The sequence below is a fragment of the Streptomyces cupreus genome (genome assembly GCF_014257025.1).
Taxonomy (GTDB): domain Bacteria; phylum Actinomycetota; class Actinomycetes; order Streptomycetales; family Streptomycetaceae; genus Streptomyces; species Streptomyces cupreus.
In genome coordinates this window covers 205,206-221,532 of the sequence record NZ_JACMSF010000008.1, presented here as the reverse complement: position 1 = coordinate 221,532, position 16,327 = coordinate 205,206, and the positions used below count along the sequence as shown (strand labels likewise).

The 16,327-nt window shown below is 70.0% G+C and carries 13 protein-coding genes and 1 pseudogene; 4 read left to right on the top strand and 10 right to left on the bottom strand.

The window, feature by feature from the left end; all coding sequences use genetic code 11:
* Window positions 1–4: 4 nt before the first annotated feature.
* Together H4N64_RS10765 and H4N64_RS10760 are read right to left on the bottom strand one after the other, a co-directional pair.
* On the bottom strand, window positions 5–1,483 hold the full coding sequence (locus H4N64_RS10765) for a hypothetical protein (protein ID WP_260859634.1): 1,479 nt from the start codon (window positions 1,481–1,483) through the stop codon (window positions 5–7).
* Window positions 1,484–1,634: 151 nt separating this feature from the next.
* Window positions 1,635–2,180 carry a DUF1697 domain-containing protein gene (locus H4N64_RS10760; protein WP_186281989.1) on the bottom strand — a complete coding sequence of 182 codons (546 nt, stop codon included), beginning with the start codon at window positions 2,178–2,180 and terminating at the stop codon, window positions 1,635–1,637.
* A 340-nt stretch (window positions 2,181–2,520) separates the two neighbouring features.
* Here H4N64_RS10760 and H4N64_RS10755 point away from each other — a divergent pair, with 340 nt between their 5' ends.
* Window positions 2,521–4,788, top strand: coding sequence for an MMPL family transporter (locus H4N64_RS10755; RefSeq protein WP_186281988.1), 2,268 nt, complete (start codon window positions 2,521–2,523; stop codon window positions 4,786–4,788).
* Between the two features lie 63 nt (window positions 4,789–4,851).
* Here H4N64_RS10755 and mgt read toward each other — a convergent pair.
* The 4 genes and pseudogenes from mgt to H4N64_RS10735 form a co-directional block, all read right to left on the bottom strand.
* Window positions 4,852–6,100: pseudogene (gene mgt / locus H4N64_RS10750) on the bottom strand (macrolide-inactivating glycosyltransferase).
* Window positions 6,097–7,368: an ABC transporter substrate-binding protein gene (locus tag H4N64_RS10745; RefSeq protein WP_186281986.1), complete on the bottom strand. Its 1,272-nt coding sequence runs from the start codon at window positions 7,366–7,368 to the stop codon at window positions 6,097–6,099. Before H4N64_RS10745 ends, mgt begins: the two are co-directional and overlap by 4 nt.
* A gap of 17 nt (window positions 7,369–7,385) precedes the next feature.
* Window positions 7,386–8,219 carry an ABC transporter permease subunit gene (locus H4N64_RS10740; RefSeq protein WP_186281985.1) on the bottom strand — a complete coding sequence of 278 codons (834 nt, stop codon included), beginning with the start codon at window positions 8,217–8,219 and terminating at the stop codon, window positions 7,386–7,388.
* Complete coding sequence (locus H4N64_RS10735) at window positions 8,216–9,127, bottom strand: carbohydrate ABC transporter permease (protein ID WP_186281984.1); 912 nt, start codon at window positions 9,125–9,127, stop codon at window positions 8,216–8,218. Before H4N64_RS10735 ends, H4N64_RS10740 begins: the two co-directional genes overlap by 4 nt.
* A gap of 163 nt (window positions 9,128–9,290) precedes the next feature.
* On the opposite strand from H4N64_RS10735, the gene H4N64_RS10730 reads away from it, so the two are divergent.
* Window positions 9,291–10,160, top strand: a complete 870-nt coding sequence (locus H4N64_RS10730; protein ID WP_186281983.1) for a phosphotransferase enzyme family protein — start codon at window positions 9,291–9,293, stop codon at window positions 10,158–10,160.
* Between the two features lie 83 nt (window positions 10,161–10,243).
* On the opposite strand, the gene H4N64_RS10725 is transcribed toward H4N64_RS10730, so the two are convergent.
* A complete protein-coding gene (locus H4N64_RS10725; RefSeq protein ID WP_186281982.1) occupies window positions 10,244–11,161 on the bottom strand; it encodes a LysR family transcriptional regulator in 918 nt (305 codons plus the stop codon).
* An 80-nt stretch (window positions 11,162–11,241) separates the two neighbouring features.
* Here H4N64_RS10725 and H4N64_RS10720 point away from each other — a divergent pair, with 80 nt between their 5' ends.
* Window positions 11,242–12,198 carry an EamA family transporter gene (locus tag H4N64_RS10720; RefSeq protein WP_186281981.1) on the top strand — a complete coding sequence of 319 codons (957 nt, stop codon included), beginning with the start codon at window positions 11,242–11,244 and terminating at the stop codon, window positions 12,196–12,198.
* The gene (locus H4N64_RS10715; protein ID WP_186281980.1) at window positions 12,168–12,665 is read left to right on the top strand and encodes a YbaK/EbsC family protein; all 498 of its coding nucleotides are present in this window, start codon (window positions 12,168–12,170) and stop codon (window positions 12,663–12,665) included. The genes H4N64_RS10720 and H4N64_RS10715 overlap by 31 nt, the downstream gene beginning before the upstream one ends.
* A gap of 112 nt (window positions 12,666–12,777) precedes the next feature.
* Here H4N64_RS10715 and H4N64_RS10710 read toward each other — a convergent pair whose 3' ends face one another.
* The 3 genes from H4N64_RS10710 to H4N64_RS10700 form a co-directional block, all read right to left on the bottom strand.
* The gene (locus H4N64_RS10710) at window positions 12,778–13,500 is read right to left on the bottom strand and encodes a 3'-5' exonuclease (RefSeq protein WP_186281979.1); all 723 of its coding nucleotides are present in this window, start codon (window positions 13,498–13,500) and stop codon (window positions 12,778–12,780) included.
* A 134-nt stretch (window positions 13,501–13,634) separates the two neighbouring features.
* Window positions 13,635–14,873, bottom strand: coding sequence for an SAV2148 family HEPN domain-containing protein (locus H4N64_RS10705; protein ID WP_186282009.1), 1,239 nt, complete (start codon window positions 14,871–14,873; stop codon window positions 13,635–13,637).
* Between the two features lie 112 nt (window positions 14,874–14,985).
* The gene (locus tag H4N64_RS10700; protein ID WP_186281978.1) at window positions 14,986–16,308 is read right to left on the bottom strand and encodes a copper amine oxidase; all 1,323 of its coding nucleotides are present in this window, start codon (window positions 16,306–16,308) and stop codon (window positions 14,986–14,988) included.
* Window positions 16,309–16,327: the final 19 nt, after the last annotated feature.

The window sequence follows — 16,327 nt, the reverse complement described above, 5'->3', positions numbered from 1 at the left end:
CGGGTCAGGGCTTCGCCGGCGGTGTCCCGCCGCCCCCGCCCGAACCCTGAGGCCCGCCGCCCTGGGGGCCGTTGTTGTGCTGCGTGCCGCCGGCGCCGAAGATGGCGGGGCCGTTGACGTTGTTGACGTGGTAGTTCTGCGTGATGATCTTCTGCGCATTGTCGAAGGAGCTCGTGTCGACGTTGTGGTCCTTCAGGAACCGCTCGGTCGCGGTCAGCACGCCCTGCTGAAGGCGGACGAGGTAGTCCAGCGCGTCCATGCGCTCCGCGTAACCCGCCTGGTCCCAGTCGCCGTACCGCTCGCGCAGGCTGGTGGCGGCGCCGTAGTCGACGATGATGTGCTGGTTCTTGATCTTGCGGCGCTGTTTGCGCAGGGTCCGCTCGTTGTCGTACAGCCATCGGGAGCGCTCCATCATGCGTCCCGGGGCGCCGCTCAGTTCGGACCAGGTGTGGGCGGTGGCGTACTTGACGAGGCTCCACCAGCGGTCGAAGCGGGCCAGCGGGAGGGTGTCGACCTCGTGGAAGCGGGCTTCGAGCGGGGGGATGGCGTAGGCGGCCACTTCCCAGCTGAGACTGGGCTTGGCCAAGATCGCGCGCAGGTACATGGAGACGATGAGCCGTCCGCCCTCGCCGACCCGTTCCAGGCACAGGTGCGTGCGCATGCCCGCGCCGGGCTGTTGCAGACCGGCCTGGACGAGCTGCTTGGGTACGTGCGGGTTCGGGCGCCGGGTCCGGTCGGGGACCAGCTCCGGGAGCAGATAGGCGTTGCTGCCGAGGACGTAGAGCCGGTTCCTGGTGCGCAGTCCGTCCAGTCCTGAGATGCTCTCCATCTGGCGGGCGACATAGGTGTGGAGGTCGATGGCGTCGAAGTCGGCGATCGGGAGCTTGGCGCCGCCCGGGCCCTCGGCCGGCTCACTGACGTCGATGGGCCCCCAGATGACCTCCCTCTCCTGGAGCCGCTTGCCGCTGCCGACGAACGGATTGACGAGCGCCGTCTCGTCGGCGTACGGCAGGACGTTGGAGCGCTTGAGTTCGTTCAGCCGTGCCTCGGCGTCCTGCTCGACGGGCGGGGCGAGCGTCTCCGGCTTCTCGGCGCCGTGGAACACCCGCTGCGCCGCCTCCCTGGCCCGCGCCTGCGCGTGATGGACGAGGCCCCAGGTGACGGCGAGGACGCCCAGGGCGCCGTAGACCGCAACGAGGACGAGGGAGCCGTGTCCGGCGATCAGCGACCACAGGGCGATCAGCAGCGAGGCGATGAACAGGGCGCCGAGCGCGGCCAGTTGGCGGTCGAGCACCTTTCTGCGCCGGACCGCCACGCGCGCGTGCCGGGCGACCGCCACGAAGTTGATGCCGAGGGTGAGTCCGATGGCGGTGAGCCGGTCGCCGGTGAGGTCGCGGTCGATGTCCCGGGCGAGCTCGTCGTGGAGGTGGGCGGTGGCGCAGATCCGGCGCGTCACACCGTCCTTGCGGTACTGCGGCAACAAAGGTAAGACTCTGCCCGCCACGCTGCCCCGCCCCCCTGTTGCCGAAGTCTAGCGGCTCTCACTTTAGGGACAACAGGGTCCATTTGTCCGGGAGTTCGCGACCCTGAGCAGCTCTTCCACCGGCATCGGACCGGGCGCGCGGAGCTGACCGTCAGGCGGTCATCTCCTTGAGTTTGACCACGGTGTTCCAGTTCCGGCTGGTCCCGATCACGCCCTTGTTCAGGCGCGGCCTGGAGAGCTGCTCGGCGAGCTTGGAGCGGCCGAGGCCGTTCGGAGCATAGAGGTACAGGCAGCGGTCGCCGAGCCGGAACTCCTCCGGGAGGAAGGCGGCTTGGTCGATCTCGGCGAAGCGCTCGGCGAGGACCGGCTCGGAGAAGTACGTGACGTGCAGCTGCTTGCCCTCCAGCTCGGCGGCCGGGAACGGACAGGCCTCGACGACCGCCGCCAGATAGGCGTGGTCGCGGACGATGACGTCGACCGCGAACCCGAACCGCTTCTCGATCGCCCCCGTGATCTCCGCGGCCCAGGAGTCCTCGTCGCCGCGCTCGGCGGAGAACACGGCCTGGCCGCTCTGGAGGTAGGTGCGCACGTCGTCGAGGCCGAGCCCGCTCATCAGGGTGCGCAGCTCCGCCATCGGGACCTTCTTGGCGCCGCCCACGTTGATCCCTCGCAGCAGCGCCGCATACGTCGTCGTCATCCGCACACCATAAGGCGGCCGTCGTGCCCCGTGGGGGTGGGCACGACGGCCGGATCCGCGGATGCGGACTGCGCTGAACTCTCGCCGATCCGGAGGCTGTCGATCAACCGCTACACGCGGCTGTGACTTACTCAACAGGCTTTCGTAATGACAAAGAAGCCCCAAATAGATGTAAGGGGCCGCCTCCTCCCCAGTGGGGAGAAGGCGGGGTCCAGGGGGATGATTCTCACCTCGTTCAGTTCACCGAGCAGCACGACGAGATGCCTTTATCCGGCCCATACCTTCGAAACGAAAGGTGGCGGCAGGGGGCTGCCACCGCGCACAAGGGGGCAAGCCCGTCATGGGGAACGGAGACATACGGGTGCGGGGCCTGGCCGCCCGGGCAGGCGGCTGGAGCGCCCGGCACCGATGGGCTGCCGTCGGAATCTGGGTGCTGTTCGTCGTCCTGGCGATGGGGCTCGGGTCGGCGGCGGGCCGGGTAGACGTGGACGAGGCCCAGGGTCTGAAGGGCGAGACGAAGACCGCCGCGCAGCTCATCGAAGACGCCGGGATCGAGGAGCCGGCCGGTGAGACCGTCCTCGTCCAGGCGAAGGACGGCGGCCTGAAGGCGACCGACACCGAGTTCCGCGCCGCGGTCGCCGAAGTGATGGACGCGGTCGAGGCGACCGGCAAGGTCACCGACATCTCTTCGCCGTACGACACGGACACCGTCTCGAAGGACGGCCGCAGCGCGCTCGTGCAGTTCGACATGCGCGGGGAGGCCGAGACCGCGGGTGAGCGGGTCGAGCCGGTGCTGAACGCCGTCGAGAAGGTCCAGAAGGACCATCCGGCGCTGACGATCGAACAGATCGGCAGCGCCAGCATGATGAAGACGTTCGACGACGCGTTCGGGGACGACTTCAAGAAGGCCGAGTACTCGGCCGTGCCCGTGGCGCTCGGCATTCTGCTCATCGCCTTCGGCGCGCTCGTCGCGGCGCTGCTGCCGGTGGCCCTGGCGATCACCGCGATCATGGCGACGATGGGCCTGATGAGCATCGTCAGCCATGTGATGCCGATGGGCGAGGTCGCCAACTCGGTGATGCTGCTGGTGGGTCTGGCCGTCGGCGTCGACTACTGCCTGTTCTATCTGCGCCGCGAGCGTGAGGAGCGGGCGGCGGGCCGGGACCCGCAGACGGCACTGCGGATCGCCGCCGCCACCAGTGGCCGGGCGATCGTGGTCTCGGGTGTCACGGTGTGTGTGGCGATGGCGGGCATGCTGTTCACCGGGATCGCCGAGTTCGAGGCGATGGGCCTGGCCTCGCTGATCGTCGTGGCCGTCGCCATGGTCGGCTCGGTGACCGTGCTTCCCGCGCTGCTGTCGCTGCTGGGCCACCGGGTCGAGAAGGGCCGTATCCCCTTCCTGCACCCGGAGAGCAAGCTGCGCCGCAACCGCGCCAAGGCCAACCGGGACAGCCGCCTGTGGACGGCCGTCCTCGGCGCCGTGCTGAAGCGGCCGGTGGTCTCGGTGGTCGTCGCGACCGGTGCGCTGCTCGCGGTCACCGCGCCCGCGATCGGCATGAAGACCCAGAACCTCACGCTGGACCAGGAGTTCGGCGACTCGCTGCCCATCGTGCAGACCTACAACCGGGTCAACGACGCCTTCCCCGGCGGCTCCGAGCCGGCCGAGGTGGTCGTCAAGGCCGACGACATCAACGCGCCCGAGGTGCAGAGCGCTCTCGCCGACTTCAAGAAGGAAGCCGTGGAATCGGGCGTCTCGCGCGGCCCGGTCGAGATCAAGCTGCACGACGCACAGAACCTCGCCTTCGTCTACGTCCCGCTGGTCGGCGGCTCCGACCTCGACAAGGCGGGCGAGAACCTGGAGAAGCTGCGCGACGAGGTCCGTCCGGCCACGCTCGGCAAGGTCGACGGCATCGAGGCGCCGATCACCGGACAGGTCGCGGGCAGCCATGACTTCAACAACCAGCTGGCCGGAGCGGTCGTCCCGGTCTTCGCGTTCGTCGTGGTCTTCGCCTTCCTGCTGATGCTGCTCTCCTTCCGCTCGCTGACGATCGCGATCACCTCGATCGCGCTCAACCTGCTCTCGGTGGGTGCGGCGTACGGCATCCTGGTCGCCGTCTTCCAGCACGGCTGGGGTGCGTCCCTGGTGGGCGCGGAGGGCGTCGGCGCCATCATCAGCTGGCTGCCGCTGTTCCTCTTCGTGATCCTGTTCGGCCTGTCGATGGACTACCACGTGTTCGTGGTCTCGCGGATCCGCGAGGCGCGCCTGAAGGGCCGTACGACGAACGAGGCGATCAAGCACGGGGTGGTCACCACGGCGGGTGTCGTCACCAGTGCCGCGGTCATCATGGTCGCCGTGTTCGCGATCTTCGGCACGCTGTCCATGCAGTCCATGAAGCAGATGGGCGTCGGTCTCGCGGCCGCGGTGCTCATCGACGCGACCGTCATCCGGGGTGTGCTGCTCCCGGCGGTGATGGCGCTGCTCGGCGAGCGCAACTGGTACCTGCCGAAGTGGCTGAACCGACTGCCGGACCTCACGCACGACGAGGCGCCGGAGGCGGACACCCACCACCAGGCGCGGGACGACGAGGGGGAGCGCGTCCCGGTCTGATCCCGACCGCATGACACGAGGGCCCGTCGGTTCACGGGGGAACCGACGGGCCCTCAACTGTGTTCAGCGAGCGGGAAGTTCGTCCTCGATGAGGTCGGCCGCCCGCCGCGTACCGCCCTCCTCGGCCATCTGCGCCTGGATCTCCTTCAGTCGCCGGGCCACCTCGGAGTCGTCGACGAGGGCGAGCGCGGTCTCGCGCAGCGCCTCGGCGGTGGCCTCCTCGGTGAGCAACTTCCGGGCGACGCCGAGCGCCTGGAGCATCTCCGCGTTGCCGAACTGATCCACGGCCTGCGGTACGGCGATCATCGGGGTGGCGGTGGCCATCCCCTCCTGGCTGCCGCCCGCGCCGGCGTGGGTGACGAACAGGTCGGCCTGCTTCAGCGCGGCCAACTGCGGTACCCACGACCGCACTTCGACGTTGGCCGGTACGTCCCCCAGCTCGGCCGGGTCGACATGCCTGCCGATCTGGAGCACCAGATGCCAGCCCGGCAGCTCACCGAAGGCCCTGACGCACTCCCGGTAGAAGCCGGGCTGCTTGGTGAAGGCGGACCCGAGCGAGACGAGCACGACCCTCTCGGCACCTGCGGGCCGCTGCCATTCCCCCTCGGCGCCGCGGTCGCCCTGGCAGGCGCCGACGAAGGAGTACACCGACTCGTCGACCCGGTCGGCGTTCGGTTGCAACGCCTTCGGGATCAGTACGAGGGAGCGGTCGGGTCGGCCCGCGAAAGGGTCCGGATGCAGGGTGACGCCGTTCTCCTCCAGCCAGCTCCGGAAGCGGGCGTAGTAGGCCTTGCCCCGCTCGGTCTTCTTCGGCTCCGCCCACATCGGCTCGGCGACCTCCTCCTCGTAGCCCTCCCACGCGACGAGGTTCGGCGAGAGCGAGACGCAGGGCACGCCCCAGCGGTGGGCGAGGACGCGGGCGGGGTAGGAGGTGATGTCGTGCAGGACGAGGTCCGGTTCGTCGCCGTCGTAGGCCTCGATGAGCTGGGGCAGCGCCTGGATGGCGTCGGCCAGGAACGGCTCGACGTTGTCCAGCAGGGTGCTGCCCCAGGCCTCCGGGTCGGCGTCGGGTCCGGGCAGGGTGGAGTTCCACAGCTTCGGCTCGGCGCCGGTCTCGGCGACCTTCTCGGCGAACACGGGCGGGATCGCGTAGGTGACCCGGTGCCCGCGCGCGACGAGCTCACGGATCACTTCGAGGCTCGGGTTCACATGGCCGTGGGCGGCGATGGAGAACATGGCGATGTGCGCGGGTGAGGTCATGCGACAGAGACTAGGCGAGACGAGACGTCTCGTGCAACTCAGGTTTTCTCACCTCTGATAACGGGCGAGGACCAGGTTCCCGTCCTCCTCCAGACGCTCGCGCAGCTCGTCGAGTCCGATCGCCCCGCTGTAGTACTCCTGGAGGGAGGGCGTGGCGACCTTGTCCTTCCACTCCGGGTAGCCGCGGACCGACTGCGCGGGCGCCGAGCGCAGATGCGCGGCGAGGGCGGTGCCGGTCGCCCAGTCGTGCTCGGCCGTGTGCAGCGCCGGGTCCTTGAGGGCCTCGGTTCCGGTGGGCAGCATCCAGTCGCCGAGGGCGAGCCGGACCATGTTCCTCGGCCGGAGCAGGAAGTCGATGAACTCGGCCGCCTCCTCCTTGTGCGGGCTGTCCTCGGCGATGGAGAGGGTCTGCGGACTGACACCCTGGGTGAGCCCGTCCGCGCCCGCCGGGGCGGGCAGCACCTGCCAGTCGAACCCCTCCGGGGCCTGCTGCACGATCTGCTGACGGTAGGAGAAGCCGAGCGGCACCATCGCGTACCGGCCGCCGAAGAAGCCGGGCAGAGTGTCCGAGCCGCCGCTGCCCAGGGTCGAACCGGACGCGCTCGCATCGGAGTTGACCTGGTCGTGGATCGTCTGCGGGACCACCTCGTCGGCGGCCTCGAAGCGGATCTCGACCTTGCCCTCGGCGTCCCGGTGGAAGAGCTGTCCGCCGGCCGACAGGGAGAGGTTGAGGGTGGCGGAGACGGGCTCCTTCAGCGGCCAGGCCACACCGTACTTGCCGTCGCCGCTCAGCTCCTCGGTGATCTGCCGGAACTCTCCCCAGCTCCAGGGCCGTTCGGGCGTGGGGATCCGTACGCCGGACTCCTTCAGCCAGGTGGCGTTGGCGATGAGGACACGTGGTTCCTGGAGGAACGGCACGCCGTAGATGCCGTCCCCGAAGGTCGCCGTCTGCCAACTGCGTTGCGGAATATCTGACTTGAGGCGTTCGGACAGCAGGTCGGTCAGTTCGGCGAGATGGCCGCCGTAGGCGAAGTCGGCGAGGTCGTCGGAGGCGTCGTGGACGATGTCCGGCGCCTCTCCGCCCTCAAAGGAGGTGAGCAGCTGGTCATGGACGCTGTCCCAACTGCCCTGCACATACTCGACCTTGATGTCGGGATGGCGCGCGTTCCACTCCTCCACGAGTTCCTTGTTGACCGCGACGGACTCCTCCTGCCAGGCGAGGGACTGGAAGCGGAGGGTGATACGGCCGTCCTCCGACCCACCGCCGCTGGTGCAGCCGGCGAGGAGCAGAAGCAGTACGAGAAGCCGGCGTGCGCGCATGAGCCTGTGTGGGCGCATCAGTTCTTCACCGCCCCGGCGAGCATGCCGCCCGTGATCCGGCGTTGGACGATCGCGAAGACGACCAGCGAGGGAAGGGTCGCGAGGAAGGCGGCCGCCGCCAGCGGGCCGAGGTCGGCGACGCCCTCCGCGCCGATGAAATGGGTGAGGATCACCGGCAGGGTCTGTTTCTCCGGGGTCTTCAGCAGGACCAGCGCGAAGAAGAACTCGTTCCACGCGGTGACGAAGGCGAACAGCCCTGTCGCCACGATGCCCGGCGCGAGCAGCGGCGCGGTCACCGAGACCAGCGTGCGCAGCCGTCCGGCGCCGTCGACGGCGGCCGCCTCCTCCAGCTCGCTCGGCACGGCCCTGACGTATCCGACGAGCATCCACAACGCGAACGGCAGCGCCCACACGACGTACACCAGGATCAGGCCGAACAGCGAGTCGATCAGCCGCAGGTTCTTCAGCACCAGGAACAGCGGGATGATCACCAGCACCAGCGGGAACGCCTGGCTGACGACCACCCAGCCGGTCGCGGCGCGCGCGAGCCGGGTGCGGCGCCGGGCCATGACGTAGGCCATGGGAGTCGCGATCAGTACGGCGATCAGCGCGGCCGAGAGCGCGGCGATCAGGGAGTTCGACGCGGCGTCCAGGAGCGGCTGTTCGTCGAAGGCCTGGCGGAAGTTGTCCAGGGTGGGGTTCTCGGGGATCCAGGTGGGGTGCAGGCTGCCGAGTTCGCGGGGCGGTTTGAAGGCGGTGGAGATCAGCCACAGGAAGGGGAAGGCGAGGAAGGCCAGATAGGCGAGCAGGGCGGCGTACTGGCCGACGCGGGCCGGGATGCCGGTCCTCACGACTCGTCCCCTCCCCTCAGGCGGCCGACGAGGAAGAGGGCGAGCAGGACCGAGATCAGGGCGACCATGACACATCCCATCGCGGCGGCGTAGCCGAACTGCCCGTAGCGGAAGGCCTCTTCGTAGGCGAAGAGCATCGGCAGCCGGGTGCGGCCGCCGGGGCCGCCACTGGTCAGGACGTAGACCAGGGCGAACGAGTTGAAGTTCCAGATGAGGTTGAGCGCCGTGATCGCGAGGGCGACCGGCCGGAGCGCGGGCCAGGTGACGGTCCAGAAGCGGCGCCAGGCGCCGGCGCCGTCCATGGCGGCGGCCTCGTGCAGTTCGCGCGGGGTGTTCTGGAGGCCGGCGAGCAGGGCGACGGTGGTGGTCGGCATCCCCGCCCAGACGCCGACCACGATGACGGCGGGCAGGGCGGTGGCGAGCCCGCTGAGCCAGTCGCGTCCGTCGCCGAGGCCAAGGTCGCGCAGGGTCTCGTTGAGGATGCCCGCGTCCGGGTTGTAGACCAGCCGCCACATCACCCCGACCACGACCTCCGGCATGGCCCAGGGGATGATCGCGAGGGCGCGGGCCAGCCAGCGCAGCTTGAGGTCCTGGTTGAGCAGGAGGGCGAGCCCGAGCGCCAGCAGGAACTGCGGGACGGTGACGCCGACGGCCCAGACCAGGCCGATCCGGAACGACTCCCAGAACAGGGTGTCCTGCAGCAGATCCCGGAAGTTGAGACCGCCGATCCACTGGGTGGGCTCGGTGCGCCCCGACTGCGAATCGGTGAAGGCCAGCAGGATCCCGTACAGCAGCGGCCCGACGCTGAGCAGCAGGATCGGGATCAGCGCGGGCAGCACGAGGAACCAGGCCCCGCGGTCGAGCGGCACCTTCCGCGCCGACCGCCACGTCGCGGTCACCAAGGTCACGTGATCGGCTCCTCGTGGGGCTCGTGACGATCTCGGACGGGATTTGGTCATGGTCGTGACAAGTGTGTGCACCGTCAAGACACCGCGCACACGTTCCGACCTGTGCGAATGCGAGACTGGCCGACGGATGACCCACTCACCGAGGGCAACCTGGAGGCGGACGATGGACGAGACGCGGGCCCGGGAGGTACTGGCCGCGGCGGGGGTACTGCCCGCCCCGGCACGGGACGCGGCTCTCCTCGCCCTGGGCGAGAACGCCGTGTTCGCCGCCGGTGACCTGGTCGTCAAGGTGGGCCGCGACGCCGAACTGCTGGACCGGGCCCGGCGTGAACTGGACATCGCGGTGTGGCTGGCGAAGTCGGGCGTCCCGGCGGTCCGGGCGGCCGAGCCCGAGCCACTGCTGATCGAGGGACACCCGGTGACGGTGTGGCACCGGCTGCCCGATCCGATACGACCGGCGGAACCGCGAGATTTGGCCGAACTCCTACGGGTCGTACACGCCCTCCCGTCACCCTCCTTCTCCTTCGCCCTGCCACCGCGTGACCTGCTGGGCGGGGTGGAACGCTGGCTGCGGCTCGCGGGGGACGCGATCGATCCGGCGGACGCGGCGTACCTGCGTGAGCGACGGGACGGTTTCGCGGAGGCTGCGGCCCGGCTGACTCCGCATCTGCCGGCGGGCCCGATCCACGGGGACGCCCTGCCCCGGAACGTCCACGTCGGCCCGGACGGCCCCGTACTGGTCGACCTGGAAACCTTCTCCTCCGATTTCCGCGAGCACGACCTGGTCGTCATGGCCCTGTCCCGCGACCGGTACGGGTTGCCCGCGGCGGCTTATGAGTCGTTCGTCTCGGTGTACGGCTGGGATGTACGGGAGTGGGAGGGGTGCTCGGTGCTGCGGGGGGCTCGCGAGACGGCCAGTTGCGCGTGGGTCTCCCAGCACGCGCCGAGCAATCCGAAGGCGCTGGAGGAGTTCCGACGCCGGGTGGCTTCGCTGCGGGACGGGGACGAGACGGTGCGGTGGTACTCGTTCTGAGCGCCTGTTGATGGGGCGGTTCTGCTGTCGGGGGACTGCGGGTTTCTCGTGGCTGGGCGCGCCCACGCGGCGGAGCCGCACATCTATACAGCCCCGTGCCCCTGGGGAACTTGGATCGACCGAGCCGCATTGCGCAGCTCCTTCAGTACCGTGCGGACCGCCTTTCGTGCCGTCCGCTCCGGGCGGTAGAGGGCGTCGATGGTGCGCCTCGCCTGGACTCCGCTCAGGGGTCTGAGGGTCAGTGCCGGGTGGGGGCGCATCGTCCAGCGGGGCATCAGGGCGATGCCTCCTCCGGCCGCCACGGCCTCCGCCACCACCGCGAACTCGTTGATGCGGTGGGCCAGGTGGAGGCGGCGGCCGGCGGCGGCTGCGATCGCGTCGATCGTCGCCATCACCGGGAAGCCGTCGTGGACGGTGATCCAGGGTTCGTCGGCCACGTCTCGCGGGGTGACGCGGCGCTTCTCGGCCAGGGGGTGGTCCTTGGGCATGGCCACGTCCAGGGGTTCGCGCAGGAGTGTGGTCACCGTGACCGTGTCCGGCCAGGGTGGGGCGTGGTCCAGACGGTGAGCGAGCACGATGTCGTACTCCCTGGTCAGGCGGGGGAATTCCTCCTGCGGTACGTCCTCGTCGGCGAGCCTCGGCACCGGCTTGCCGGGACCGGCGAGAGCGCGCAGCAGGAGCGGGAAGAACGAGCCGCCCGCACTGTGGAACGCCGCCACCGACACCTCCCCGTCCGGGCGCCCCACGAACTCCTCGACACTGCCCCGGGCCCGCGCCAGCGCCGTCTCCACCTCCACGGCGGCACCCGCCAGCGCCTGCCCGGCGTCGGTCAGCACCAGCCGTCTGCCCTGCCGCTCGGTCAGCGGTACCGGGATCGCCCGCTGGAGCAGCCTGAGCTGCTGGGAGATCGCCGACGGCGTCACCAGCAGCGCCTCGGCGACCGCCGTGACACTGCCCAGTTCACCCAGCTCACGCAGGATCCGCAGCTGCCGTTCGTCCATCCTCTCAGTGTAGGAGCACTAAAAGATCACTTAAGAGACTGATACTGGGCTTCAGAGACGATTCGGGGCACCGTAGCCACGTGTCCGACGTCCGCCGTACCGATGCGGTACTCCTCCTTGTCGCGATCGTCTGGGGATCCAGCTATCTCTCCGCCCAGACGGCCACCGCCGCCCTGCCCGTCCTGCTGGTGCTGTTCGCCCGCTACGCCCTGTCCGCGCTCCCCTGTCTCGGCCTCGTCCTCTGCCGACGGGGCTCGCGCCGGTGGACCCGCGACGAGCTGCGCGCCGGGGTGCCGCTGGGCCTGACACAGGCAGCGGTGCTGATCGTGGAGACGTACGGCGTCGCCCACACCACCGCCGCCAACGCCGGGCTCATCATCAGCCTGACGATCGTGCTCACCCCGCTCCTCGACCGCGCGGGGCGCTCCGGCGGACTGCCGGCCGCCTTCTACGCCGCCACCGGCGTCTGTGTCCTCGCCGTCGCCCTGCTGATGTCCGGCAACGGCTTTCACGCGCCCCGCCTCGGCGACCTGCTGATGCTCGGCGCGGCGCTGATCCGGGCCGGGCATGTCGTCCTGGTCGGACGACTCACCGTCGGGCGGGCGATCCGTCCGCTGCATCTGACGACGGTGCAGACCCTCGTCGGCACGGTGCTGTTCCTGCCCGCGGTCGCCGGATCCGGGTTGCCGACGCTGGCCCGCGCCGACTCGGCAGCCTGGACGCAGCTGGTGTATCTGGCCCTGTTCTGCAGCGTGTTCGCGTTCCTGGCGCAGACCTGGGCCGTGCAGCGGACATCGGCGAGCCGGGCCAGTCTGCTGCTGGGCACCGAGCCGCTGTGGGCGGTGGCGGTGGGCATCGCCCTGGGCGGCGAGCACCTGACCGTACTGACGGGCCTCGGCGCCGCCCTGATGCTCACCGGCACCTACTGGGGGCAGGCCGTGGAACGCGCCCACCGCACGGCCCCCGCCGACCGCACACCGGATCACCACCCCGCCAAGGACCCCGCATGCCCGAGCACGACACTTACCGGCGCCTGATCTCCCTTCTCGACACCTCCTCCGTCGACTACCAACTCCTCGACCACGAACCCGAGGGCGCCACCGAGGCCGTCTGCGCACTGCGCGGCCACCCGGCGTCCCAGGCCGCGAAGTGCATCGTGCTGCGGGTCAAGGTGGACCGCCGCACCACCCGGCACGTCCTCGCGGTCGTCCCCGGCGACCGCCGGGTGGACCTGGACGCCGTCCGGGACCTGTACACGGCGCGCTATGTGGGCTTCAGCGACCCGGAGACCGCCGAACGTCTGGCCCGCTCGATCCCCGGCACGGTCCTCCCCTTCAGCTTCGACCCCGACCTCGAAGTCGTCGCCGACCCGGAGGTGGTGGCCCAGCCGAAGCTGTACTTCAACGCGGCCCGACTGGACCGGTCCCTGCTGATGTCGGGCACCGACTACGAACGGCTGGCCAAGCCACGCGTGGAGCGGATCGCGGGGCCGGCGACGGTCTGAAGGGAGCGCGGCCGGACCCAGAACCGCCGCACCGCGAGCCCGCCCCGCCACGCACGCGTCACTCGCCGGTGCCGCGCCGATGCCACGCCGGCGCCACGACGGGCGCCCGGTGCTAGACCGTCTCGCCCGCGGGCTCCCGCAGCGGCCAGGTGCCGTCCACCACCGCCGCCGCATCGCCCTTGCGGCGCAGGAAGTTCTGGAAGTCCGCCGCCCACTCGGCGTACCACTCGATCTGGCGGCGGTGGAGTTCCGCCGGGCCGAGGGACGCGATCTTGGGGTGGCGGTCGGCTATCGCGCAGGCGAGCCGGGCCGCGGCAAGGGCGTCGGCCGAGGCGTCGTGGGCGGAGTCGAGCGGGACGCCGTACTCCGCGCAGACCGCCTCCAGGTTGCGCTTGCCGCGGCGGTAGCGGTCGACCCAGCGGTCGATGGTGTACGGGTCGACGACGGGCGCGGGCTCCACCCCGCCCAGCCGGTCCCGCAGCGACGGCAGGCCGTAGCGCCGCAGTTCGGCGGAGAGCAGGCTCAGGTCGAACGCGGCGTTGTAGGCGACGACCGGAACGCCCGTCTTCCAGTAGCCCGCCAGGACCTCCGCGATGGCATCCGCCACCTGGTCGGCGGGCCGGCCCTCGGTGGCCGCGCGTTCATTGCTGATCCCGTGCACCGCCACCGCGTCCGCCGGGATCTCCACGCCCGGGTCCGCCAGCCACTCCCGGCGCCCCAGCGGCTGTCCGCCCCTGACCTCGATCACGGCCCCTGTGACGATGCGCGCTTCATTCGGATCCGTCCCGGTCGTCTCCAGGTCGAATCCGATCAGCAGCTCACGGTGCCAGCCCATGGGCGGTCCCCCTTCTTGGTGGTGCTTTCCCCCAGTGGTCTCCACCTTCCCATGAGCCACTGACAATCAGAGGAGCGCGTTCCGCTTAGCCGCTCGGGCACTTCGGGCAGACAGCACCGAATCACCCACGCGGCTCAGGACACCGGCCGCGAATCCGCCCACGCCACCTCGAACTCCTCGCGGTATGTCGGAAAGAGCCCGCTGTCGTCCACATCGCCCGACTTGACCACGCGGTTCCCGCCCCGCAGCACCAGCACCGGCGCCTCCATGCCCCGCGCCCGGCGCAGATAGGACTGAAGGACCGCGATGCCGTCCGAGCCGTCCCCGTCGACCAGGTACGCCGTGAAGCGCGGCGTCTCGTCGTAGACCTGGATCTCGAAGGCCCCGGGATCGCGCAGCCGGGAGCGGACCCGGCGCATGTGCAGGATGTTCATCTCGACCGAGCGGCTCAATTCTCCACGCTTGATGCCCAGTTCCCGCTCGCGGCGCTTCACCGCGCTGGAGGCCGGGTTCAGGAACAGCAGCCGCACCCGGCAGCCCGACTCGGCGAGCCGCACCAGACGGCGGCCGGAGAAGTTCTGCACGAGCAGATTGAGGCCGATGCCGATGGCGTCGAGCCGGCGGGCCCCGCCGAAGATGTCCTCGGCCGGGAACTGCCGCAGCAGCCGCACCCGATCGGAGTGCACGGCCACCACATCGCCGTACCGGTCGCCGACCAGGTCCTCGACCGCGTCGACGGGCAGCCGGCGCGCGGACGGTACGTCGCCGCCCGCGCCGAGGACCTCCAGCAGCCGCGCCGAGGCCCGCTCGGCCTGACCGAGCACCGCCTCGGACAGCGCCCGGTTGCGGGAGACGACGTTGCGGGTCACCTCCAGCTCGTCCAGGGCGAGTTCCACGTCCCGGCGCTCGTCGACGTAGGGCTCGAAGCACGGCCAGTGCTGCACCATCAGCTCGCGCAGCTGCGGCAGTGTCAGGAAGCTGAGGACGTTGTCATCGGCCGGGTCGAGCAAGTAACCCTTGCGGCGGCTGACTTCGCGTACGGCGACCGCGCGCTGCACCCACTCCTGCCCGGCGGGTCCGGCCGCGGCCACCACCCAGTCGTCGCCGTGGACGGGTTCGTAGATGGGACGCAGAACAGCGGCCACGACCGCGCGCAGCCGCTGTTCGACGAGGTTCAGCCAGATGTAGGCCCGGCCGGCCCGCTGAGCGCGGGTCCGTACCTCGTGCCAGGCGTCGGCGTCCCAGTCCAGCTCCGGTCCGATGGCGCCGGCGTCCATGGGTCGCGCCAGGGACACCGTGCCGGGCGGGACGTCTGTGGAGTTCCCCTCGTGACCCTCGTCACCAGGGGGCAGCTCCAGCCCTCCCGAGCCCACCCGCGCACCGCCTTCCGCTCCCCCGAGCACTCCCTGTGTCAACGATCAAGGAAGGGTACTCCGGGACCGGTCGGCGGTGCAGCCGGATGGACAGGGTCGTTTCTCAACTGCCTCAGTCGAGGCGCCCGTTCTCCCCGGCCAGCTCGGCCGGAGTGAGCGGATTCATAGCGGTGACGTCGCGCGGGGCGAGCGAGACGCCCTGCCAGTGGACCGGCATCGGCTGCTGGTCCTCGTCCCGGGCGATGTGGTGGAAGCCCACGTTCACCCACATCACGGGGTTGGTCAGGGTCTGGCCGTTCACCCACTTGTCGACCGACTTGGGGTGCCCGGTGGGGCAGTTGCCCTTGTTGTTGCTGGCGTACTGCTCGCACTTGTTGTACTGCGTGAAGTACACGTCGTGCTTGGTGAACCCGCGGCCGGTGTACTTGGCGTTGGGACCGGCGACGAGTTCGTAGGAGCGCGGGTGGCCGTCCTTGTTCTTGCCGGTCGCGCTGACCACGCGCCACCAGCGCATGTTCTTGGCGTCGCCCGCGCTTTCCTTGGTGATCTTGGTGCGGGTGGTCTTGTTGGTCGGCGCGCGGTCCCCCGGGGCCTGCGGGCTGACCTTGGAGTCGTACTGCTCGATACGGCCCTTGGAGGAGCCGTCCAGACCGAAGTTGAGCTTCCAGAAGACGTTGTGGCTGTGGCTGAGGGCCCTTGCCTTCGGACCCTTGCCTATCGGCCAGCCCTGGCCGTCCCCGGCGTCGTAGTCCTGCGGCGCGAGGCTGCCGGTGGCGCCGACGTTCAGATGGATGGTGCCGTCGTCCGCGAAGCGCCACTCGGTGATGTACTCGTACCAGCTGACCTTGTTGACGGCGTAGACGAGCAGGTCCTTGCCCTGCTTCTGGTAGAGCTTCTGGCCGCCCTGGATCGGCTGGTTCAGCATGCGGTACGCGTGCCCACGCGCGCGTGTCGTGGTGCACAGGCCCTTGACGTTGCGGGTGTCGGTGGACTCGGGCGCGCGGACCTTGACGGTCCTGATGGTGCCGCCCGGGCACTCGCCCGGGGCCAGGTTCTCCAGACCGTCGCCGAAGTAGTAGCTCGTGATGTCGTCGTACTCCTCCGAGCCGTCGTCGTACGGCACGTGGATCTGGGCGAGCTTGGAGCTGTTGAGGACCTTGATCGGCTTGCTCTCGCCGGGCGGCTGGTAGGTGATGTCCTCCAGGATCATTCCGGACATGGCCTCGTGGCGCCAGCACATGCGCCAGGTCGTGCCGTTGGAGAGCTTCTGCTCGATGCGGTAGGCCGCGCTGCAGTCGGGGGCGGCGGCGGGCGCCGCCTTGGGCTGGGCGGTGGCCGGTCCGGCGCCCGCGGCCGCGCCCGCCGTCAGTCCGGCCACGGCGAGAGCGGCCAGGGCCGTCCGCGTGCGGGCACGGCTCACTCTGTTGACGCGCATGAAGAAGTGACTCCCTTGC

What these genes read in the sequence shown, in the direction of transcription:
- H4N64_RS10760 (WP_186281989.1), bottom strand. Translation starts at nt 2,180, where the DNA reads ATGACGACGACGTATGCGGCGCTGCTGCGAGGGATCAACGTGGGCGGC.
- H4N64_RS10755 (WP_186281988.1), top strand. Translation starts at nt 2,521, where the DNA reads ATGGGGAACGGAGACATACGGGTGCGGGGCCTGGCCGCCCGGGCAGGC.
- H4N64_RS10745 (WP_186281986.1), bottom strand. Translation starts at nt 7,368, where the DNA reads ATGCGCGCACGCCGGCTTCTCGTACTGCTTCTGCTCCTCGCCGGCTGC.
- H4N64_RS10730 (WP_186281983.1), top strand. Translation starts at nt 9,291, where the DNA reads ATGGACGAGACGCGGGCCCGGGAGGTACTGGCCGCGGCGGGGGTACTG.
- H4N64_RS10725 (WP_186281982.1), bottom strand. Translation starts at nt 11,161, where the DNA reads ATGGACGAACGGCAGCTGCGGATCCTGCGTGAGCTGGGTGAACTGGGC.
- H4N64_RS10715 (WP_186281980.1), top strand. Translation starts at nt 12,168, where the DNA reads ATGCCCGAGCACGACACTTACCGGCGCCTGATCTCCCTTCTCGACACC.
- H4N64_RS10710 (WP_186281979.1), bottom strand. Translation starts at nt 13,500, where the DNA reads ATGGGCTGGCACCGTGAGCTGCTGATCGGATTCGACCTGGAGACGACC.
- H4N64_RS10700 (WP_186281978.1), bottom strand. Translation starts at nt 16,308, where the DNA reads ATGCGCGTCAACAGAGTGAGCCGTGCCCGCACGCGGACGGCCCTGGCC.